12 protein-coding genes are annotated in these 21,958 nt (G+C 65.8%); 5 read left to right on the top strand and 7 right to left on the bottom strand.

Going from position 1 to position 21,958, the window contains the following annotated elements; genetic code table 11:
- Both JF542_RS22080 and JF542_RS22075 read left to right on the top strand, forming a co-directional pair.
- A partial coding sequence (locus JF542_RS22080; protein ID WP_207077453.1) for an IS256 family transposase occupies positions 1 to 942 on the top strand: 942 nt, incomplete at its 5' end.
- Between the two features lie 518 nt (positions 943 to 1,460).
- On the top strand, positions 1,461 to 1,712 hold the full coding sequence (locus JF542_RS22075; RefSeq protein WP_207077452.1) for a MerR family transcriptional regulator: 252 nt from the start codon (positions 1,461 to 1,463) through the stop codon (positions 1,710 to 1,712).
- A 35-nt stretch (positions 1,713 to 1,747) separates the two neighbouring features.
- Here the strand turns inward: JF542_RS22075 and JF542_RS22070 are convergent, their stop codons facing one another.
- The 5 genes from JF542_RS22070 to JF542_RS22050 form a co-directional block, all read right to left on the bottom strand.
- Positions 1,748 to 3,079: a hypothetical protein gene (locus tag JF542_RS22070; protein WP_207077451.1), complete on the bottom strand. Its 1,332-nt coding sequence runs from the start codon at positions 3,077 to 3,079 to the stop codon at positions 1,748 to 1,750.
- Complete coding sequence (locus JF542_RS22065) at positions 3,076 to 5,022, bottom strand: hypothetical protein (protein ID WP_207077450.1); 1,947 nt, start codon at positions 5,020 to 5,022, stop codon at positions 3,076 to 3,078. Before JF542_RS22065 ends, JF542_RS22070 begins: the two co-directional genes overlap by 4 nt.
- 96 nt (positions 5,023 to 5,118) lie before the next feature.
- Positions 5,119 to 5,679 (bottom strand): hypothetical protein, encoded by a 561-nt coding sequence (locus JF542_RS22060; RefSeq protein ID WP_207077449.1) that lies wholly within the window; start codon positions 5,677 to 5,679, stop codon positions 5,119 to 5,121.
- A 241-nt stretch (positions 5,680 to 5,920) separates the two neighbouring features.
- A complete protein-coding gene (locus JF542_RS22055; RefSeq protein ID WP_207077448.1) occupies positions 5,921 to 6,343 on the bottom strand; it encodes a hypothetical protein in 423 nt (140 codons plus the stop codon).
- Complete coding sequence (locus JF542_RS22050; RefSeq protein ID WP_207077447.1) at positions 6,336 to 6,869, bottom strand: hypothetical protein; 534 nt, start codon at positions 6,867 to 6,869, stop codon at positions 6,336 to 6,338. Before JF542_RS22050 ends, JF542_RS22055 begins: the two co-directional genes overlap by 8 nt.
- A 453-nt stretch (positions 6,870 to 7,322) precedes the next feature.
- Between JF542_RS22050 and rfbD the strand changes: the two genes are divergently transcribed.
- Positions 7,323 to 8,180, top strand: a complete 858-nt coding sequence (rfbD, locus tag JF542_RS22045) for a dTDP-4-dehydrorhamnose reductase (protein ID WP_207077446.1) — start codon at positions 7,323 to 7,325, stop codon at positions 8,178 to 8,180.
- A gap of 38 nt (positions 8,181 to 8,218) precedes the next feature.
- The gene (locus tag JF542_RS22040; protein ID WP_207077445.1) at positions 8,219 to 11,017 is read left to right on the top strand and encodes a DUF4214 domain-containing protein; all 2,799 of its coding nucleotides are present in this window, start codon (positions 8,219 to 8,221) and stop codon (positions 11,015 to 11,017) included.
- Between the two features lie 54 nt (positions 11,018 to 11,071).
- Here JF542_RS22040 and JF542_RS22035 read toward each other — a convergent pair whose 3' ends face one another.
- Positions 11,072 to 15,151 (bottom strand): Calx-beta domain-containing protein, encoded by a 4,080-nt coding sequence (locus JF542_RS22035; protein ID WP_207077444.1) that lies wholly within the window; start codon positions 15,149 to 15,151, stop codon positions 11,072 to 11,074.
- A 334-nt stretch (positions 15,152 to 15,485) separates the two neighbouring features.
- On the opposite strand from JF542_RS22035, the gene JF542_RS22030 reads away from it, so the two are divergent.
- The gene (locus JF542_RS22030) at positions 15,486 to 17,918 is read left to right on the top strand and encodes a DUF4214 domain-containing protein (protein ID WP_207077443.1); all 2,433 of its coding nucleotides are present in this window, start codon (positions 15,486 to 15,488) and stop codon (positions 17,916 to 17,918) included.
- Between the two features lie 313 nt (positions 17,919 to 18,231).
- On the opposite strand, the gene JF542_RS22025 is transcribed toward JF542_RS22030, so the two are convergent.
- The gene (locus tag JF542_RS22025; protein WP_207077442.1) at positions 18,232 to 21,936 is read right to left on the bottom strand and encodes a DUF4214 domain-containing protein; all 3,705 of its coding nucleotides are present in this window, start codon (positions 21,934 to 21,936) and stop codon (positions 18,232 to 18,234) included.
- Between the last annotated feature and the right edge of the window lie 22 nt (positions 21,937 to 21,958).

The following is a 21,958-nucleotide window of genomic DNA, read 5'->3' as shown; positions in this document are numbered from 1 at the left end:
AGCTTCCTGGAGCCGCGACGGACTGCTGAGAAGGCGCTGGTGGCGGTGATCCAGGAGGCTTACGTCCACGGGGTCTCTACGCGCTCCGTAGACGATCTGGTGAAGGCGATGGGCGCTGGCGGCATGTCGAAGAGCCAAGTCAGTCGCCTTTGTGTCGAAATCGACGAGCGGGTGAATGCATTCCTCTCCCGGCCGCTCGAAGGCGCCTGGCCCTATCTCTGGCTCGACGCGACCTACGTGAAAGTGCGCGAGAGCGGGCGGATCATCAGCCGCGCCGTGATAATAGCGGTAGCTGTGAACGAGGACGGCAAGCGCGAAGTTCTCGGCGTCGCCACCGGTCCATCCGAAGCAGAAACGTTCTGGACCGACTTCCTGCGCTCTCTCGCCGACCGTGGCCTGCGCGGCGTGAAGCTGGTGGTCTCCGATGACCACAAGGGGCTGCGGGCTGCCGCGCGGCGGGTGTTCGACGCGACGCACCAGCGCTGTCGCGTTCACTGGATGAGAAACGCGCTTGCCCATGCTCCGACCAAGCAGCGCACGGCCGTGGCGGCAATGCTGAAGACGATCTTCGCCCAGGAAAACAAGGCGGATGCCGAAGCCCAGTGGGAGGTCGTGGCTGACGCGCTGCGCGAGAAGCAGGCGCGGCTCGGCGCCCTCATGGACGCCTCGCGCGACGACGTCCTCGCCTACATGGATTTTCCGCGTGAGCATTGGGCCCAGATCGCGTCGACGAACCCACTGGAGCGGGTGAACCGGGAGATCAAGCGCAGGTCTGACGTCATCGGCATCTTCCCGAACGACGAGGCCATCGTCCGTCTCGTCGGCGCGCTGATGCTCGAGACCAATGACGAATGGACGGTTGCGCGGAGATACATGTCGCTTGAAAGCCTGGCGCGTGTCACCGACACTACAACCGTCAGGCTGTCCGCCGTGGCGACCTGATCAGCCTTGGACCTCTCCGAAGGTCGGCGCTCTTACACCATCTCTCGGGGCACTACCGTCCCCGAACATAACGCCAATATATGTCGGGGGACCTTTGTGCGTTTGTCGGACCGCCGCCGCATTGGCGGGGATTTGCGTATCCGACTGTGCAAAACCGTCTTCCAGGCATGCTCTCAGCCCGCGACGACCGCTCTTGCATGCCAAGGCTTCTGCCTGCCCGCATGCAGACAGGCCTCTCTTTAGAACCATCCAGCTCATCAGCTGGACGCCCCTCAAGAGAACCGAACCCTCCTTTTTTGCGACCGCTGCAACGGACCCATCTGCTCGTCATGACAGATACACATGACTTCACACTCACCGTCTCGGACATAGCGGCCCATTTCAGTCTCTCCCACCGCACGATCCGAGATCATCTCAGCTCTGGACGATTGAAAGGCGTTCGCATTGGCGGGCTTTGGCGGGCACGCTGGCGCGATGTCTGGAGCGCTGAGACAGGCCCCGCGCCGTGGGGCCACAAGATGGACGCCTATCGGCAGCCGCTGCTCACGAAGGCGCAACTCGCAGCGCGATGGGCCGTCAGCGAGCGCACCGTCGAGCGCTGGATCGCCGCCGGTCTGCCGACCCGCAACGTATTCACCAATGTGCGCGTCGCGCCGGTCGATGCCGAGGCCTGGATATTGGGCGGCGCGCCCTCACAACCGCCAAGCGCCCGCCACGAAACCGGGCGCCGGAGCCGAGAGACCCCGGCTCCAGCTCAGGAACGGCTGTGAAGGCAAAGCGGGAAGGGCACTGGCAGGGCCCGTCCTCATCCCGCCGCATGCGCGGCGCGGATCTCCTGCCAGCTGCGTTGCGCGGCGGTCTCGACACAGAGTGCCCGGTATGCCTCGCCTGCCGCCTCCGTACTGTGGCCGAGCAGCGCAGAGACAACGCCCGGCGCCTTGGCTGGATCGTGGAGACGGAGATAGTCTGCCGCGAGCGTGCGCAGATCATGCAGCGGCACGCCGATGGCCTCTCGCACCTTCTCGCTCGGCCAGCGTCGGTCATAGCCTTCTGCTTCGAAACGGAGCCAGTTGCAGCCACGGAGAGCGTCATAGCGCCTTTGCGCATGACGTCTGGGCCGGCCCCCGAGAAGATGGAGGTCGAGCACCTGCGCGACCTCGGGCCAGAGCACGCCCGCATCGAGCCAGACGCCGGTCTTTTCCTGCCGCCACCGCAGGTGCCATTCCCCCCAGGGCTCGCGGAGCAGCTGATCTCCGAAGGCCCAGGACGCAACATCCCCGGTCCGTGCCGGCATGTTGACCGCGACGGCCAGCACCGCCGCCGTGGCTCGCGCCACCTGCGCCTCCGCCCGCCAGCCAGGCTGGGCGTCGGCGTCGTCCAGCTTGCGCCGGACAACGCGGAGGATCTCTTTGTAGCCGCCCGCCTCGTAGAGCGCTTCAAGCCGGGAGGCCTTCCGCTTCGGCTGGCGGCGCCCTTTGCGCTGCAGATTGGTCTGGATCGCCCGGAGCCCATCCAGAGCCTCTGCGTCGAGCCCGCCATGGCGCCCGAGACTGACGAGCGCGCCGATGTAGTTCGCTGCCGACCGCGCAGAGACCCCTGCCCCGGCCAGCGCCTCGGCCAGCTCCCAGCCGAAGAGCCAGCCAAGCCGCGGCGGGCAGCGCAGCCCGGGGACCATGTCCGCGCAGCGGTTGATCGACGCGATGTGCCGGTCGAGCGAACTCTGCCGGATAGGCGCCGCGCGCAGGCCGGGAAGCAGGGCGAGCCAAGTCCGAGGCCAGTTCCGCGCCTCCCGGGCGGTGTTCCCTGTCTCTGCCGAGGCGCTTCGCCTCTCGCCCGCGCCGGAGCGATGGCGGTACCACTCGCGCCGCAGGTCACGCCCCTCGGCGAGGCAGGTCTCGGGGGCATGTCGCTCGAGCACGCGCAGGAGCAGGCCAAGCGCGGATTCTGTCCGGCACGCCGCCTGAAAGCTCCCCCGCGAGGGCAGGTCGGGATCCTCATTCCGCTGCGCTAGAATGTCGTGAAACCGCGCGACTGCGGTGACTGCTCCGGGTGGCAGCTCTGCCCGCTGCGCCATCATGGATGCGCGTAGCGATGCCGGTACCCGCGCAAGCCGGGCCCGGGCGATGTCGTCGTTCATCGCATATGTCTCCTTTTGAAATTCTGGAACAGATCCGGATGCGCCGCGAGCAACGCTGCCCGGGCCTCCCGCGCCGCCGCCTGACCATCGTCGCGGCCATAGTGTTTGCGCGCGACTGGCGCGCTGTTGCCAAGCACGGTCGCAACGAAGCCATAGTCACCGGGGCGCAGCGCGAGGATCAGAAGCGCCACGACATGGCGCATCCTGTGCGGGGTTTCCGCTACCCCGAGCACGCGCGAGGCATCGCGCCACAACTCGAGGAACGCCGAGGGCGCATAGCACCCGCGTGGCAGCGCCACCGGGTCTCCTGCGTCTTGGCTCGGCAAGGCACTGCCTGGAAACAGGTACGGGCTCGCGGTATCGAGCCCTTGCAGCTCGATCAGGCGTGGCCGTCCCCGCTCCATCCAGTCGCGCAGGATCTCGGCGTCCTGCCCCGTCACCTCGACGGTGACCGGATCGGCGGTCTTGATCTCCCACGGCGCGAAGCGAAACGTCAGATCAGTCTCCCCCGGTCCCGAGCGCTGAAGATTGGCAGGCACATCGCCACAGGTTGTGATCCGTGCATGACGCAGGCAAGCCGTGCGCATCGGGCGCGACATCTGCAATGCGTAGCCCGCCGCTCCGGCCAGCCCGCGCAGCGCAGTGATCTCACGGCTCACCGCCGCGTCCGACCGTGCCGCCGCCAGGTCGCGGCGGGAGGCTTCGGCAATGCGCGCTGGCGCATTTGACCAGATCGTTGCCAGACCCGGCTGGTGCCGCAGCATCGCAGCAATCCGGTCGACCTCCATCAGAGTGCCTTCACCACGCTGCGTTTTGCGCTTCCTGAGCGGGTCATCGTAGTGGATCTTGCGCAATAGCGAGACGATTGCCGCGATGCTCTTGTCCTCGAGCCCATGCCGGGCCAGCGTCGTGAGCGAGGTCAGGCGGGACTTCAGCGTCGTGGACAGCAGCGGGTCCTTGAGATCGTGCGCCGCCTCTGACCGGGACATCTGATCATGGATCGCGGCGGTGATCGTATTCCGGGTACAGACATCCCGCAGATCGTGCAGCATCGTGAGATCACCCCCGGCATCTTCGAAAGCCCGTACCAGCCAGGTGACCGCCTCGCGATAGGTCCGGCGAGCCAGGTCGGGCTTGCCGACCTCCCGCCTCCCCGAATTCACGAGGTTGTCCGCCTCCGACATCACCTGTTCGGGATCCTCGCCGGCCTCGAGCCGGGCCACCAATGCCTCGGCATAGTCCCCTTCTCCCGCGAGGCAGCGATCCGCGGCAGCCTCGAACGAGGCACGGAACGGCTCGGGCAGAAGCGCCCAGTCCATTCTGCGGGCCCGCGACGACTTCACCGGCCCTGCGAGCGGTGCTACAGGCAGAAACGCTCGAAGCTCGGGCATTTCATTCGTGAGACCCCGCAGACCGTTGAGGAAGGTCACGGATCTGGCGAGGATCTTTCGCTTGTCAGCGGAGAGCTCGCGGGCGATCCGGTCGATCTCTTCCCGCGTCAAATCCTGCGGCTCGCAGCGGGCCCGTGCCCGCAGCAATGTCAGGCTGCGGTGGCGCCCGATGTTCCAGCGCGCGCCGGAGCCCGGTCGCCCCTCATGTGTCTCGATCAGCGCCATGAGAGCGGTGTATCCCGCGCGACTGCCGGGATCAGAGGGCTCGTTCCCGCCCGCCGCCGCGACAAAGCGCTTGAGCAGCGCGCGCACCCGCGAGTCCGCCCGCCGCCCGGTCTTCTCCTTGTCGCGGGCCCGCGGTGAGACCAGCGCATAGCCGTGCCCCGCCACCACGCGCTCGAACCAGGCCAGCTCCGCCGGCAGTGTTCCGAGATCCGCATCGAGCATCCCGAGCCGCGCGGGGATCAACTCAAGTGCCCGGATCGCATCCGCTGCTTCGCCGGTCTCGCGCGCCCAGCCGAGCATATCCGTCAGAGAGGCCACATTGTTCATTATTACAGTTCCCCTGTCTTCGCCGGGCCGCCGCGCAGCCCCTCACGCCGAGGGGGGGCTACGGGCGGATTCGGCGGAAGCGGTCTCCTGCCTCGATCAAGCGAAGGCGACGGTGTATTCCACGATCCAGCGCCGCCCGGCGCCGTGGTTCACGGAACGCGCATCGCAGGCTTCGTCATCGCCACCGATCGACGGAAATCCGGGCTCGAACCCCGGCAGCCCGCAGGTCTCGAGATGCTCGAGGGTGGTGATAAGTTTGCGGGCCCGGAAGAAGTGACCAGCGTCAATGCAGTCATGCAGCTGAGCCGTGACAATCCCCGTCAGCGTCGCCACGTCCTGATTTGCAAGAAACAGTCCCATCTGCCGGGTCTCAAGCCCGCCAAAGGTCTGCGCGATCGCGTGAAGACTGCTCTGCCAATCCGCCATGCAGAGGTCAGTGTGCGTTTCCTCACCGCGGCGGAACACTTGGCCGAAGCGCTCGGATACGATGCGTCTCACGTCGATGATCGGGAAGTCCTCGCAATGCATCCATTGCTCGGTGGCAATATCCTCCGCGATCTCCGCAAAGGTGGCGCGATCCGTCGCCTCGGCCAAATCTTCGAAGCCGCTCTCGCGTTCGTCGAAGAGCACATATTTTCCAAGCGTGTAGATCCCCATGTCTCATTCCTTTCTCGCTGGTTTCCGGGGCGCAGGCCGGGGGCATTCCGCCGGTTGCGAGAAGGAAGTGGTACGGGTCAGATATGTGCAAAACGAGATTCGGAAATTATTTTCCATAATCCATAAATATCTGTATTATAATGATTTTTTCAATTATTTAGGTCACCCGGATCGCGCCCTCCCGATCAGAGCGGTCAGAGGCGTTGGCCCCGGGTGCACCAAGGTGCCCGGGGCCGGATCGTCACATATCCGCTTCCCGCAACCGCGCGGTCACCTGCTCGGATCTGCGCAGCGCGTGCACCTGTTCGAGCGCGTTCAGAAGCCTCCGGACAGGTGCCGCCGTATCATGCAGGGCGCGCGCGTCAGGGGTCAGAACAGTCTCCAACCAGCCTTCCGACACGCAGTGCTCGTCGGCATGTACTTCGATGCGTTCGCCTGCCTTGATCTCACGATCGACACGATCGAGCAGAGTCTCGAGATCGTAGCGGTCGCGATCCTCGAACAGGTCATGTGCGAGCACTCGTCGCGACAGCGACGCGCATAGGTTGCGGTATCGCGGCAGGAACACCGCGAGCGCCTCCAGCGCCTGTCTTGCCTGACCCGAGGCCGCCAGCGCCGTGTATACCGCATCTTGCAGCGGATCGTCGTAAAGCAGATCAGACATGGCGCTGCTCCCGCGAGATCGTGCGCCCCCCGCGACGGCGTTCGACCGTCACCGCGCAGCGCTCTCTGCGACGAGACCACGGCGTTGCCCGCCGGCCCGTCTTTCTCGGTGATGCTTCGAGCCTCTTGCGTACGCCCCCGAGTTGCGCGGCAGATCGACCTGTCAGCGTGCCGAGGACGGGCGTCTTGCGTGTCGGATGTATGTCGAAGCCCGAGTTGTCGAGAGATACGAGCAGCGTGCGCCCCGAATTGAACTGCGTCGGCTCATGCAGAGACGCCGCGACGAGTTCCTCCGGCTCGAGGACCAAGACCACCTGATCCGCAGGCAGCTTCCGGAAATGGGTCGTACCATAGGCGAGCAGCGCAAAACGCTGGTCACCGATCGTTCGCACCGCGAGCACCAGCGAGGGCCGGATCTTGGGCCTGTCCCGGCCCTCGGTTTCATGCGGAAAGCGGAACGAGACGATCGCCCCTCCGCGCAGGCTGGCGTGCCATGGCTGGCTGGTGGGCGAAATGCAATGAGACATGAGGTGAATCCTTCTGTCGGGTTACAGTGACACCACGTCCGGCGGCTTCGGCGAGGACGCCTTTGTCCAGCGACGCGGCATGAAACGCGCGTCGCCGGACAAAGGCGCTCACCGCCCTGCCCTTTCCTCGAAAATGTTATGGGTGAGAACTGCCCGTTGCTCGGCCATGGAGATCAAGCCGCTTCCGGCGCGCCGGGGGCTGACATGGGCATCGGCAACCTGCCAAGGCGAAGGACGCCAGCCGTGACCTGCCGCCGAAACATGCCTCTACCCTACAAACTTTTTATTGTAGTGCACGGCAGCAGCGACAGCTCTGCACAAGGGCTTTTCGCCAAGATATCGAAGCCGAGTGAACCGAGACCTCCTGTCACAGAGCCCGGCTCATTACGCAGGATTTCCAATGATCTCAGAAACATGCTCTAACCCCAGCCGATACATAAAGCAGAGCACAGCATGCCCCTCCTGATCTTCGGCGCCACCGGACAGGTCGCCACCGAACTCCGCGCACGATGTCCGCAGGCTCGTGTCCTGTCGCGCAGCGAGGCCGACCTGGCCGATCCTGAAGCCTGCGCCGCCCGGATCGCGGATCTCGCGCCCGAGGCGGTGATCAACGCCGCCGCATATACCGCCGTGGACCGCGCCGAGGAGGAGGAGACGCTGGCCACCATCATCAATGCCGATGCCCCCGCCGCCATGGCCCGAGCCTGCGCGGCGCAGGCCATCCCCTTTGTCCATATCTCCACCGATTACGTCTTCGACGGTGCCGGAGAGGCGCCCTTCTCGCCGGACGCCCCGGTGGCGCCGCTCGGCGCCTATGGCCGCAGCAAGCTCGCCGGAGAACGCGGCGTGACCGAGGCTGGTGGTGTGCACGCCATCCTGCGCACCTCCTGGGTGTTCTCCGCCCATGGCACGAATTTCCTCAAGACCATGCTGCGGCTCGGCGCCGAGCGAGACGAACTGCGCATCGTCGCCGATCAGATCGGAGGCCCGACCCCGGCCGGCGCCATCGCCGAGGCCTGCCTCGCGATCACCGCACAGCTGTCCGAGGATCCCGCGAAACGCGGGATCTACCACTTCGCCGGGGCCCCGGATGTGAGCTGGGCCGGGTTCGCCCGCGCGATCTTCGCCGCCGCCAGGCTCGACTGTGCGGTCACCGATATCCCGTCATCGGACTATCCCACCCCGGCCCGGCGCCCGCTCAACTCGCGGCTCGATACCAGCGCCACCGAGGCCCGCTTCGGGATCGCCCGCCCCAACTGGCGCGCGGCAATGCAGGAGATCATTGCCAAGCTGCAAAGCGATCCCGCATAGTCCCGAAAAACAAGACCGCGTAACGAGGACCGGGCAGAATGAGTGACTATTTCGAGGATATCCGGCGCGCCGTCGCCGATCGCGATGGCGCGGTGGACTATGACGATCTCGCCTTCGGCGTCCTCGCCCGGGTCTGGCGCTCGCCGGTCAGCGAATACAACTTCGGCGCCGTCGACACGATTGACGAGACCGCCTCGGGCTGGATCGACATCTCCGATCCCCTGCGCCAGACCAACCTCGCGGTCTACGAGGGCGACAACGTCTCGTTCTATATCGGGCTGATCAACCGCGAGACCGATGAACCGGTCTATTCCTGGACCCGCACCCTGGGCAAATCCTGGTATGTCGACCACGAGGTCGAGATCGAACTCGACGGCATCGACCAGGGTGAGGCCAAGGACACCGCCTCATGGCGCCTGTTCTACTCTGACTTCTTCCTCCAAGAGAGCGAGCGCTTCGTGGGCGTCGACGGCTATGACAGCTACCTGCTGACCCAGACCCGGCATTCGCTCTACGACTGGGAGATCTGGGATTACGATTTCGGCCATCTCTCGCTGACCTCCTCCTATGCCGGCCCGGGGCAGGCCGAGCCCGAGGAGGGTGAGCGGACCATCGAGACGGTCTACATCACGCCCACTTGGTCCAACCCGTTCTTCAACTTCATCGGCGAGGTCACCTACCCGGCGCTGGTGGCCGGCGAAAACAGCGGCCTCGATCCTGCCGGCCCGATCCCGGCCACCACCGGCTGGGACGAGATCGTCATCGGCACCGGCGAGTTCGACGGCACGATCTCGACCATCGCCAATGCCGCCTTCAACTACATCGACCTGCCCGACGGGGTGTATTACAGCTCGCGCTACTCCGAGGCGGTGGCCCCCGAGGTCTCCGACACTTCCGGCCGCGTGGTGGTGCCCGAATACGAGGTCTTCGCCCGCGCGCCGGGCTATGCCGTTCCGATCGACGCGCTGGCCACTGTCATCGACCCCGACAGCGAGGGCCAGCTCGAGCTCTACGCCGGCTATTACGGCGCCCCCGACCTGCCCGCCTCGGCCTATGGCGAGGTGACCGTCGCGAACGGCATGCTCTACTACCGTCCCGGTCCGGAGTTTGAGCAGATCAATTTCGACTACGTGCAGTTTTACGTCATCGACCAGGACGGCAAGTGGGCGAGTGGCTCCATCGACATCACCTCCTACGAGACGATCCTGGTCGGCTATGGCGGCGACAACCCCTATGGCGACATCAGCTACAGCCATCCAGAGCCCGGCGATGACGATTTCACCGAGTCCATGCTCGACGAGACCTACCGTGGCGGCCAGGGCAAGGATTACCTCAACGGCGGCTGGGGCAACGACACGCTGATCGCTGGCGACGGCAACGACTTCCTGCACGGCGATCTCGGCGGTGACAGCCTCGACGGCTCCTTCGGCCGCGACACGCTGATCGGTGGCGAGGGCGACGACACGCTGCGCGGCGGGCCGGGACAGGACATCGCCTATTTCCTCGACCCGCTGAGCGCGGTCACGGTCGAGCGCTCCGGCGAGGCACTGCTGATCACCTCCTCGGAGGGGGCCGACCTTGTCGGGCCCGATGTCGAGACCCTCGCCTTCGACAGCGGCAGCTGGGAAAGCGTGACGGAATACAGCTTCGCCGAGCTCTACGGCGAGGATGTCACCCCCGAGCCCACCCCGACCGAGACCGTGCGGGTCTATGGCGGCGATGGCGGCGGGCGCATCGTCGGCAGCTCGATCGGCGATTTCCTCTACGGTGACGGGCTGCAGGCGCGCTACTTCATCGACACCGCCAACGCGGTCTACCGGCTCTACCAGGCAACGCTCGACCGTGCCCCCGACACCGGGGGTCATGCCGCCTGGACGACCCGGATCGCGATGAACGAGGCGGCGCTCGAGGACATCGCCAGCGGCTTCGTCAACAGCGCCGAGTTCCAGGCGACCTACGGCGCGCTCGATGACGACGGCTTTGTCGAGCTGCTCTACCAGAACGTGCTCGGCCGCGCCGCCGATGCCGGCGGTCTCGCCAACTGGACCGGGCAACTGGCCCAGGGCACGAGCCGCGCCGAGGTGGTGCTGGGCTTCGCAGAGTCGCCGGAGTTCCGCAGCAGCACCGCCGCCGAGGCCACCGCCTTCGCGGTGCAATCGGACCCGGCGAGCTGGAGCGACGAGGTGTTCCGGCTCTACCAGGCCACGCTCGACCGCACGCCCGACCTCACCGGTTTCGAGCTCTGGTCCGAGCGGCTGAGCGAGGGCCGGCCGCTGGTCGAGGTGATCCGGGGCTTCGTGGGCAGCGCCGAATTCCAGGCCCGCTACGGCGCGCTCGATGACGAGGACTTCGTGAACCTGCTGTATCAGAACGTGCTCGGCCGCGAGGCCGATGCCGGCGGGCTGGCCAACTGGACCGGGCAGCTCGCCGACGGCATGGACCGGGCCGCAGTGGTCATGGGCTTTTCGCAGAGCTCCGAATTCGCCGCCGCCACCGCGCCCGATCTCGCCGCGTGGCTGCACGCGCAGGGCCCCCATGACGAGCTTGCCGGGATCGGCGGCAGCGACCAGATGTTCGGCGGCCGGCTCTCGGACGTGTTCCTGTTCTCGCCGGAGCTGCCGGGCGACACCACGATCCGCGATTTCGAACCCTGGGACGTGCTGAACCTCTCGAGCTTCGGCTATGCCGATGCCGCCGAGGCACGGTCGCATTTCACCGCGACCGAGGACGGGCTGCTGTTCTCCGACCGCGGCGTCGAGCTGCTGGTGCAGAGCCTGCCCGGCGAAGCCCTGCCCGATCTTGCGACGATTTATATCGACATCGGCACCGCGGCCTGATGCGCCCCGGTCGTCCGTCGCCCTGCCCGCTCCAGGCAGGGCGACGGACCGGTCTCAGACCATGATCGAGACGTCCTCCATGGTGGCGAGATCGGTGTTCATGAAGATCACCCGCACGCCCTGGTCGGCGAAGATCACGTCATTGGCGGTCTCGGTCAGGTTGCTTGCCACCGCCGCGGCGCTGCCATAGCCGAAGCCGGTGAACTCGAGGCTGTCCCAGGCGTCGAGCTGCAGCACCCGATCAGAGCCCTTGTCGGCGGCGTCGAACTGGAACGTGTCGGCCAGGAGTCCGCCATGGATCAGGTCGTTGCCGGCCCCGCCGCGGATCGTGTCGCCCTCCTGCGCCGCCATGAAATCGTGGAACGGCTGCGCGGTGTTGGCGATGAACTCGCCGCTCTGGGCAAAGCCACGCACCACCTCTTCGCGGCTCATGCCCTCGGCCAGCTGCGTGTTCCAGTTGGCCAGACCGCCGGCATCCGGGTCGCGGCCCAGGACGTTGTTGTAGAGCAGGGTCACGAAGGCGGCGTTGTTGAGCGCGCCATAGACGTTCTGGAACTCGGCGCTGTTGACGAAGCCGGCGGCGACATCAGTGTAGTCCATGCCTTCACCGAGCCGGCCGGACCAGTTCTCGAGCCCGGTGAGATCCGGGGCCCGGTCGAGCGTGGCCTGGAACAGCCGATAGACATCGTCGGCGAAGGGCGCCGCCTCGGCGGCGACATAGGCGCTGGCGGCGTCGTTGGTGTTGGTCTTGAACTCGGCGCTCTCCGAGAAGCCACGCACCACCACGGCCCGCGAGGTGCCGGTCTCGAGCTGCGCCACCCAGCTGTTGAGCCCGTTGGCATCGGCCTCGCGGTCCAGCACGTTCTGATAGAGCAGGTTGACGAAGGCGGCATTGCCGAGCGCGCCATAGGTGGCTTGGAACTCGGCGCTGTTGACAAAGCCCTCGATGACCTCGAGCAGGTTGGTCTCGCCGCTGGCGAGCTGGCCGCTCCAGTTGTTGTAGCCGGTGCTGTCGGGCGCTCGGTCCAGCGTGGCCTGGAACACCCGGAAGATCCTTGCACCGGTGGCGTCCGAGACATCCTCGACCTCGCCGCCGAGCAGCAGGTCGGCGCCGGGACCACCGTTGATCTCGTCCGCCCCGGCGCCGCCGATGACGGTGTCGTCGCCCGCGCCGCCCAGCACCGTGTCATCGCCCTCGAGCCCGCGGTAGTGGTCGGCCCCGGCCAGCAGGTTGATGCTGTCATTGCCCACCGTGCCGACCAGCACGTCGTCGCCGGTGCTGGGCATCAGCGGCCCGGGCCGGATATAGATGGTCTGATCCGCAACAGAGCCGGCATAGGGCGTGCCGGCAACCGGGGAAAGCGACAGGGTGAAGGCCTCGGTGCCCTCTTCCACCGAGTCTCCCAGCACCTCGATCCCGACCGTCGCCACGCTCTCACCCACGGCAAAGCTGACCTGCGTGTCGAGCAGCCGGAAATCGCTGCCGAGCATCGCCGTCTGGTTGCTGGTGCTGACATTGAAGTCCAGCGCCGCGGTGGCCGGTACGGACAACACGATGGGGATCTCGTAGGTGAAGAAGGACACCCCCTGCTCGCGCAGGATCATCGGCTCGATGCTGGCGATGCGGTTCAGCCCGACCCCGTCATCGTCGAGGATGGTGCCCAGGGCCCGGACCGAGGGCGCCCCGTCCGCCAGGCTGGCATTGCTGACGTTCGACAGCTCGAGAAACACCGTCTCGTCGCGCTCGTCCTCGCTGTCGTAATACTCGGTATGGATCGCCACGCGCTTGTGGGTCTCCCCCGGCGCAAAGGTCAGCGTGCCGGTGTTGTAGCCGTTGTCCAGGCGGTAATCGAGATCATCCTCCTGAGCGGTGCCCAGGATGGTCTGGTAATCCACCGTCACGTCGCGGGTCGCCGCTTCGGAGAGGAACACGTCGAAGAGCAGCGCGCCGCCCTCCACGGTGCTGGCCGGGGTCAGGGTGATCGAGGGCAGCGGCGCGGTGTCATCGTCGAGGATCAGCGCCTCGCCTTCCACCGCAACGCCGTCGAGCTCCGACACCGAAGAGGTGTCGACCCGCAGGCCGAAGCGTTCGGAGAATTCAGCGGCCGTGTCGCCCTCGATCGGCACCGAGACCACCTTGGTCTCTTCGCCCACGGCAAAGCTCACGCTGCCGGTCTGCGCCTCGTAATCCTCGCCCGCCCGGGCGGTGATGTCGAAGGTCTCGTAGGACAGAAGCATCGCGTCTTCCGCCGGTCGCGACAGGCGCAGCTCGAACTCGGCATATTTGGTGCCGTCATCGCCCTCGGTCAGCACCACGTCCGAGACCAGCAGCGCGAGGTTGTTGCCGACGCCGTCATCGTCGAGGATCACCCCGGTGGCCCGCACCTGCGTCTCGCCGCCGGCAAGGCTGGCATTGTCCGACACCCCCGTCAGCCGCAGCACGACGCTCTCGTCGCGCTCATCGACATTGTCGTAATACTCGGTGTTGATGGTAACCATCTTGCGGGTCTCGCCCGGTGCGAAGGTCAGCGTACCGGCGTTGTAGCTGTGCTCCAGCGCGTAATCGAGATCGGCCCTCTGCGCCGTGCCCAGCAGGGTCTGGTAATCCACCGTCACCACCTGGAACGAGCTCTGCGACAGGCTGACCTCGAACAGCAGCGCATCGCCTTCGGTCGCGGTGGCGGCAGACACCGAGACCGAAGGCTGCGGCGCGGTGTCGTCGTCGAGCAGCACGGCCTCGCCGGTCAGTCCCTCGACCCCGACATCGAGCGCGTTCGGCTCGTCGACCACGAGGGCAAAGCGCTCGGTCATCTCCGCCAGCGTGTCGCCGAGCACCGGCACCGAGACGGTCTTGACCAGCTCGCCCGCGGCAAAGCTCACGGTTCCGGTGGTCTGGGTGTAATCGTCCCCGGCGGTGGCCGAGATGTCGCGGGTGCGGTAGCTGACGGTGAAACTCTCGGGCGCCGGACGCGACAGGCGCAGCTCGAACACCGCCGCCTTCTCGCCGCTGTCGCCCTCTGCCAGCGTCACGTCCGAGACCAGCAGCGCCAGATTGCTGCCGTCGCCATCATTGTCGAGGATCACCCCGGTCGCGCTCAGCTGGGTTTCGCCACCGGCGAAGCTGGCATTCTGGCTCAGGTCGCTCAGCCGGACCGAGATGCTCTCGTCGCGCTCGTCGATCGAGTCGTAATACTCCGTGGCGATGACGATGGTCTTGTGGGTCTCGCCCGGGGCGAAGGTCAGCGTGCCACTGTTGTAGCTGTGGGTGAGCGCGTAATCGAGATCGGCGGCCTCGGCGGTGCCGAGGAAGGTCCGGTAGGACAGGCTCACCGCGTCGAAGGTCGACTCGGAGAGCGTCACGTCGAACACCAGCCCGTAACCTTCGGTGCCGTGGGCCGCGCTGATCGTGACCGAGGGTTGCGGCGCGGTGTCATCGTCGCGGATCGTTGCCTCTCCGGCCAGTGCGGCAGGGTCGATATAGGGGGAGAGCGGCGGGTCGACCACCAGCGAGAACTGCTCGCTGGCCTCGGCCTCGGTGTCGCCATAGATCGGCACCCGAACCGTGGCGACCTGGTCTCCGACGGCAAAGGTGTGGCTGCCGATCGTCTCGCCGTAATCCTCGCCGGCGGTGGCCGAGATGTCGCGGGTGCGGTAGTTGACGGTGAAGCTCTCGGTCGCCGGGCGCGACAGGCGCAGCTCGAACTCGGCGTAATTGCTGCTGCCGTCGCCCTCGACGACCGCCGGATCAGAGACGAAAAGGGCCAGGTTGCTGCCGACGCCGTCGTCGTCGAGGATCACCCCGGTCGCGGTCAGGTGATCCGCGCCCCCCAGGAAGCTCGCGTTCGACGACAGAGCGGTCAGCAGCAGCTCGATGCTTTCGTCCCATTCGTCGGCGGAGTCGTAATACTCCGTATCGATCGACACCGTCTTGGTCAGCTCACCGGGTGCGAAGGTCACGGTCCCGGTGTTCCGGCTGTGGTTCAGGCCGTAATCGAGATCCTCGTTCTGCGCGGTTCCGAGACGGGGTTGATAGGACAGCGTGACCGGATCGACAGCCGGCTCGTCCATGGTGATGGTGAATGTGAGCGCGTCACCTTCATCGGCGGTGGCCGGGCTGACGGAAACAATAGGCATGGAAATTCCCCCTCTGAAAAATTCAGTCTGACTGGATACGGTGTCGTGAAATGGTGCGCCAAAACGGCTGACGAAAAATATTACCCAGAGGGAAGCAGATTCCCTTCAAGCTGGCAATGTCGTTCGTAGGGAAATCCTGCAGAAAGACTGAAGCAAATCGGTAACGCCGGGTCCAGAACGCCCGCCATATGCAAAATTCTCCTTTGAGATCACGGCGGACTTGGCTTCCATGCCGGGTGGGGACACTGCCACGCAGCGTGGCAACAGCGCGCCGAAACACGCGCCGACCTTCCGAGAAACGGCAAACGCATACAGACGACTAAAAGGACCCATTATGCTTATCACTTTGTCCGGTGACTCCTACGGCTTTTTCGACAACGCATTCTATAATCTCGACACAGACGATTTCGACGTCGACTTGGTCTCGGCCAGTTCGAGCCGCGTGGTGGTCGAAAACCCCTCGACCGGCGCCGTCACGGCCTTTGTCGGAAGCGGTCTCGTCGCGTCGAGCAACGACGACGACATTCGCGGCACCCTGAGCGCGCTGGAATTTTACGATGCCGATGGCGACCTGGTCGCCAGCATGACCGGTATCAACTGGGAGCTGCGCGCCCTGATCGCGGCGCTGGACGATGCGCTCACGGATGGGGACGACGACGCGCTGATGGCGCTCATCGGACGAAATGGCGAGGTCACGGTCGACGCCACCGCCGCCACCGGCCGAACCGATCTCTATCTCGACAATCTTGATGTGCCGATCACCTTCATCGGCGGCGGTGCGGATGACGAGGTCGCCACCGGCGACGGCTCGGATTTGATCGAGACCGGCGACGGCGACGATTACATCGACCCCGGCGACAACGATGACGAGGACACGGTCGATCCCGGTCTTGGCGACGACACCATCGACGCCTTCAGTATGGATGACGGCTTTCTCAATATCGACCACGCCGAGATGGTTGAGTCCGGTCATGGCATGCGCTTCGACATCGACGGCAATGCCAACACCGCGCTGATCACCAAGACCGGCGGCAACGGCACCACCACAATCTACGATGTCATGAACGCGATGGAGGCCGACGGCCTGGCGCTTTCGGGCACCGCCTCGGACGACACCTTCAACGCCACGGTCAGCAATGATGGCTGGCTGGCGCTGAAAGGCGGCCAGGGCGACGACAGCTTCGTGCTGGGCGAGTCCTTCGGCACCGTGCGGCTCGACTACAAGACCGACAATTCCGGCAACACCCCGACCCGTGGCATCGTCATCGACATGGGCACCGGCATCGTGTCGGAGGACGGTTTTGGCGGGAGCGACACGATCACCACCGCCGCACCCTATGTCGACGAGGTGACCGGGGAGCTCTACTTCTCCGGCAGGATCGAGATCCGCGGCACCGCCCATGCGGACAGCATGACCGGCAGCGCCCGCGACGAACGCTTCATCACCCTGGGCGGCAACGACACGGTGAGCGGTGGCGACGGCTGGGATACGCTACGTTTCGACCGGAGCGGCATGACCGGCGCGGTCGCCGTCGATCTCGAGGACGGCACCGCCATGGGCAGCTGGCAGGGCACCGACTTCCGGCAGACCATCTCCGGGATCGAAGATCTGCGCGGCACCCGCGAGTTTGGCGACAAGCTGTCGGGCAGCGATGCCTCCGAGAGCTTCTTCGGCAATGGCGGTGACGACGCGATCTTCGGTGACGGGTTCGACCCGACCTACGCCATGGACGAGGCGGCATCCGTCTACCGGCTCTACCAGGCGACGCTCGACCGCGCGCCCGACCTCAGGGGCCTGACCAACTGGAGCGAGCGGCTGTTCACCGGCGAGAGTGGCCTGCAGCAAGTTGCGACCGGCTTCGTCAACAGCGCCGAGTTCCAGGCGACCTACGGAGCTCTCGATGACGCAGGCTTCGTCGAGTTGCTCTATCAGAACGTGCTGGGCCGCGCCGCCGATGCCGGCGGCCTCGCCAACTGGACCGGACAACTCGCCGACGGCACCAGCCGGGCCGAGGTGGTGCTGGGCTTCTCGCAGAGCGCCGAGTTCACCGACACCACCGCCGCCGAAGCCCGCGCCTTCGCCAATGCCAGCTCGCAGGCGGGCTGGGGCGACGATGTCTACCGGGTCTACCAGGCGACGCTCGACCGCGCCCCTGACATCACCGGGTTCAGCAACTGGAGCGGTCAGCTCGCAGAGGGCCGTGCCCTCGACACGGTGATCAACGGCTTCGTCAACAGCGCCGAGTTCCAGGCCACCTATGGCGCGCTCGATGACGAAGGCTTCGTCGAGTTGCTCTATCAGAACGTGCTGGGCCGCGCCGCCGATGCCGGCGGGCTCGACAACTGGACCGGACAACTTGCAGAGGGCACCAGCCGGGCCGAAGTGGTGCGCGGCTTCTCTCAGAGCGCCGAGTTCGTCGCTGCCACCGCCGAGGACTTCAAGGACTGGATGCGCGGTCTCGAGCACGACGCCGGCGACCCCTACCACGACTGGCTGAGCGGCGAGACCGGCGACAACGCGCTGGCCGGCGGCCTGTTTGCCGATGTGTTCGACTTCGAGCAGGAAGACGGCGGCAGCCACCTGGTGCTCGATCTCGAGGCCTGGGACTACATCTCGCTGGGCGGGTTCGATTACGGCTCGGCCAGCGCCGCGCTCACCCATATGAGCCAGTCGGGCAGCGATGTGCTGTTCTCCGATCAGGGCGTCGAGATCACTTTCCAGAACACTCGACTCGCCGACATCACCGACGACATGATCATGGTCTGATCACCGGATCGACACACGACCCTGCGCCGGCCTCCCGGTCGGCGCAGACCTTCCTGCCGCCCCTGACCTGTTCCGGCCCGCCCCATCCGCACGCGGGCGCGCGCCGGTGGTTGCACCGGCAGATCTCCCCCCTTCGAGCCCCGACCCGCTTCTCGCCCTGCCCTCCGCTTTGCGGGGAGGGCCGGCCTTCTGCATTCCGGACGGGCGGATCCCGCACAAACAGGGGGCCTGACACGCAACCGGCCCGCGAAACGCGGGCCGGAGCTTCGGATCGGGACCGGCGGCGAGGCTGCCGCCGCGCCGGCTGTCAGGATCAGGACACGTTGTAGAGCACCCGGCGCATCTCGGCCATCGAGGTGTTCAGGAAGGTGATGGTCTGCCCTTGATCGCTGAACACCACGCTGGGCCCAGACTGCACCATATGCGCGATGGCATCGCTGCCGTTCCGGTAGCCGAAGCCCGAGAGTTGCAGCTCGTCCCACGGCTCGAAACCGTGGATCAGGTCGTTGCCTCCCTCGCCTTGGCGGAAGATGAAGATATCCCCGCCGGTATCCGCGTTCATCGTGTCGTTGCCGGCACCGCCCTCGATCACGTCGATCCAAGTCGGTTCGGCGGTGCGCATGAAGGTGTCTAGCGCCGGGGCGGTGTTTATCTTGTACTCCGCCGACTCCGAGAAGCCGACCACGACCTGAGCGCGGCTCATGCCGTTCTCGAGCTGGGTCACCCAGTTGTTGAGCCCGCCGGCGTCGGCGGCGCGACCCAGCACATTCTGGTACAGCAGCTCGACGAACCCTTCGTTGTCGAGCGCACCGTAGGTGGCCTGGAACTCGGCGCTGTTCACAAATCCGTTGGCCACCTGCACCAGAACGAGGTTGTTCTGCAGCCCGGCGGTCCAGCCCATGAAGCCGCCGGCATCCGGTGCCCGGCCAAGGGTGGCACCGTAGAGACGGTAGACCTGGCCGGCGACCTGCTTGTCGTTGGTGTGGACCTCCTGCACGCCGGTGCCCTCGTCATAGATCACGCTGTTGCCGGCGCCGCCGATCAGCAAATGGCTGTCGCTGCCGTCACCGGTGATCACCGCCGCATCCGAGGCCGGGCCGGCATCGCTGTCGACGAGGATGCCATAGGAGCTGGCGAGGTTGCCGAATTCCTGGCTGTAGATGAAGCCGTTCAGCACCTGGGCACGTCTCACGCCGTTGTCGAGCCGCTCGGTCCAGCCAGCCAGGCCGCCGGCATCGGCCGGACGTCCGAAAAAGGCGGCGTAGAGGGTCTCGACATATTCGGTGTTGGTGGTGTTCTGGCTGACGAACTCAGGACTGAAGACGAAGCCTCGGGCCACGTCCGCTCCGGTCCGGATGCCGGTATAGAGCCGGTCGGTCCAGTTGTTGAGGCCGGTCGGGTCGGCCTCGCGGCCAAGGATCGTCTCGTAGAAGCGGCCGACGAAATCCTGGATGTCGTGCAGCGACTGAGCGCCCTGGTAAGCCCCGGTGCGATAGCTGTCGCTGACCACGTCGTAGGGGTTCTCGTAGCGGAAGATCATCGCCTGCTCGCGGTCCGAGGTCGCACCGCCGGAGATCAGGTCGAGCAGGCCGTCGCCGTCGATGTCGCGGGCCACCGGCGAGCCGGTATAGATGTTGTAAACCCGGTCGGAAGCGGTCACGCCGCTGATCTGCTGTCCATTGCTGTTCAGCGCGATCATCTGCGAGCCGATCGAGACCAGGATCTCGAGCCCGCCGTCGCCATTCATATCGACAGCGATCGGCTGGTTGACGATCGGCGAATCCTCGGCGGGGTCGGTCCCGTAGGGTGTGATCTCGGTGTTGAACAGCGCCGCGCCGGAGGATGACCAGGCCTGGACATGGCCCGACATGGTGGCGGCGATGATCTCCTTGCGGCCATCGCCATCGAGGTCGGCGATCAGCGGCGAAGCCAGCACTCGGCCGTCGGTGCCCAGTTCGAAGCGCAGTGTGCCGTCGGAGTTCCAAACCCGGACGTGCTGGCCGCGGCCATCCTGGAAGAAGTCGCCGGTGCCCTGCACGATCTCGAGCGTGCCGTCCTGGTCGAGATCGACCAGCTGCGGCGACGACCACAGCGACTGCTCGTCAAACTGACCACGGAACGCTGCCGAGGTCGAGTTGCCGATCTGGTCGGTCCAGCCCGGCACGATCGGGTTGGTATAGCCGGTCAGAACCTGCAGCATGCCGCCTTGTGTGTTGAGGCCGGCAGCGGCGTTGACGCTGATGTCGGAGGACACGACCAGGTCGAACAGCCCGTCGCCGTCGATGTCGCCGATGCCCGGGGTGGAGCCCGAGGTGTCGTGCAGGTTGAACTCACGCTCGAGCGCTCCGGTGCGACCGTCAAGGATGTAGAGGTAGTGGTCCCACGAGGTAAAGATCACCTCGCGCACCCCGTCGCCGTCGATGTCGAAGATCCGCGGCGTGCCGTAGACCCCATCGGAGCGGTTGTCGTCACCGAAGGTATCGCGGGTCACGAAGGACCACTTGATCGAGCCATCCGCATTGAGAGCGTAGATTCCACCCATGTCGCCGGGCTGGCTCATCACTTCGAACTCGTCGCGTCCGTTGTCGGCCCCGACACCCACCACGATGTCGACAGAGCCGTCGCCGTCAACGTCGGAGAACACCGGGGCGGTGCTGACCGAGCTGGTCTCGTAGCTCTTGCCGGTGGCGGGGTCGATGCCCGGCGCGGCGGCGAAGGTCTGGGTCCACTTGATCGCGCCGGTGTCCTCCAGCACGATCAGGCCCGCCGGCAGGATCTCGTTGCCCTCGGCATCGAGCCTCTTGGTGGTGCCGGCGAAGATCTCGTCCTTGCCGTCATTGTCGATGTCGTAGACCGTGACCGAGGCGTTGTGCACCGGGCCGAAATCCAGCGGCATGCTCCAGGTGTTCACCGGCAGGTCAAGCGACAGGTCGTAGCGCATGGTGTAGCCGTTCGGGGCGCCCTCGGGATAGGCCTCCCAGTTGACCCGCAGGAAATAGTCGCCCTGCTGCAGCGCCGTGTAGCTGAAGCTGTCGGCCGGGCCGCGGATCACCTCGCCCGACGCGGTGTAGAGCGTCAGGTTCAGGTTGGGGACGGTGCCGTCCGGGAAGGCCAGCGAGTCGAGCGAGAAATCCATCACCCCGGGGCCGGTCTCGAAGCGGTACCAGTCGATCCCGGTGCCGCTGCGGGTCTGGGTGCCGGCGCCGATCACGGTGGCGGTCGCCATCGTGTCGTTGCCGTCGGAGGGCTGTTCGACCGGCAGGTCGACGCTCAGCGAATAGTCGAGGGTGACGCCGTTGGGGGCGCCGTCGGGATAGCGCGCCCAGAACACCTTGAGGTAATAGGTGTCGTCGGTGCCCGCGAGGTAGTCGAGCGCCTTCGTCGCCTCGGCCTCGCCTTGCCCCGCGCGCAGCAGCGTGCCATCGGCATTGTGCAAAGTGAAGCTGAGGTTCTGGCCCGCAGTCGGCGTCACCGAGAACGACATGTCACCCGAGGGCGTATCGATCCGGTACCAGTCGACCCCGGTGCCGCTGTGGATCGTGGTGCCTGAGCCGGTGATCGCCGTGGCGGTCTCGAGTGTGTCATTGCCGTCCGAGGCCTCCTCCTCGGGCAGGTCGACATCGAGCGAATAGGTATAGGTCACCCCGTCGGGATGGTTGCCATCCGCATACTGCGCCCAGATGACCTTGAGGTAATAGGTGCCCTCGGAGGCGAGATAGTTGATGTTTTCGGTGGCTCCGTTCGACAGGCCGCCACCGCTCGCAAGCACCGGACCGGTGGGATCGCGGTAGAGCGAGATGTTCATGTCCTGGATACGACCGGCGTATTCCGAGAGCGGCGTCATGTCGATATTGATCTGGCCCGAGACCACCTCGAACTGGAACCAGTCCATTCCCGAGCCGGTCACCTCATGCGCCCCCTCGGCCAGGGTGGCCGCGGTCTGGTAGGTGTCATTGGGTTCGTATGCCGTCGAAAGCGCCGCGTAGTCCGGCTCGAACTCGCCAAAAAGATCGTTCATGAAATGTCTGTCCTGTCCCGGT

Source organism: Salipiger bermudensis, assembly GCF_017309175.1.
In the GTDB taxonomy this organism is placed as follows: domain Bacteria; phylum Pseudomonadota; class Alphaproteobacteria; order Rhodobacterales; family Rhodobacteraceae; genus Salipiger; species Salipiger bermudensis.
This window is presented reverse-complemented; position numbering and strand designations above follow the sequence as displayed.

Excerpts from the sequence above, each read along its gene's own strand:
- JF542_RS22075 (WP_207077452.1), top strand. The coding sequence starts at position 1,461 with ATGGACGCCTATCGGCAGCCGCTGCTCACGAAGGCGCAACTCGCAGCG.
- JF542_RS22070 (WP_207077451.1), bottom strand. The coding sequence starts at position 3,079 with ATGAACGACGACATCGCCCGGGCCCGGCTTGCGCGGGTACCGGCATCG.
- JF542_RS22065 (WP_207077450.1), bottom strand. The coding sequence starts at position 5,022 with ATGAACAATGTGGCCTCTCTGACGGATATGCTCGGCTGGGCGCGCGAG.
- JF542_RS22060 (WP_207077449.1), bottom strand. The coding sequence starts at position 5,679 with ATGGGGATCTACACGCTTGGAAAATATGTGCTCTTCGACGAACGCGAG.
- JF542_RS22055 (WP_207077448.1), bottom strand. The coding sequence starts at position 6,343 with ATGTCTGATCTGCTTTACGACGATCCGCTGCAAGATGCGGTATACACG.
- JF542_RS22050 (WP_207077447.1), bottom strand. The coding sequence starts at position 6,869 with ATGTCTCATTGCATTTCGCCCACCAGCCAGCCATGGCACGCCAGCCTG.
- rfbD (WP_207077446.1), top strand. The coding sequence starts at position 7,323 with ATGCCCCTCCTGATCTTCGGCGCCACCGGACAGGTCGCCACCGAACTC.
- JF542_RS22040 (WP_207077445.1), top strand. The coding sequence starts at position 8,219 with ATGAGTGACTATTTCGAGGATATCCGGCGCGCCGTCGCCGATCGCGAT.
- JF542_RS22035 (WP_207077444.1), bottom strand. The coding sequence starts at position 15,151 with ATGCCTATTGTTTCCGTCAGCCCGGCCACCGCCGATGAAGGTGACGCG.
- JF542_RS22030 (WP_207077443.1), top strand. The coding sequence starts at position 15,486 with ATGCTTATCACTTTGTCCGGTGACTCCTACGGCTTTTTCGACAACGCA.
- JF542_RS22025 (WP_207077442.1), bottom strand. The coding sequence starts at position 21,936 with ATGAACGATCTTTTTGGCGAGTTCGAGCCGGACTACGCGGCGCTTTCG.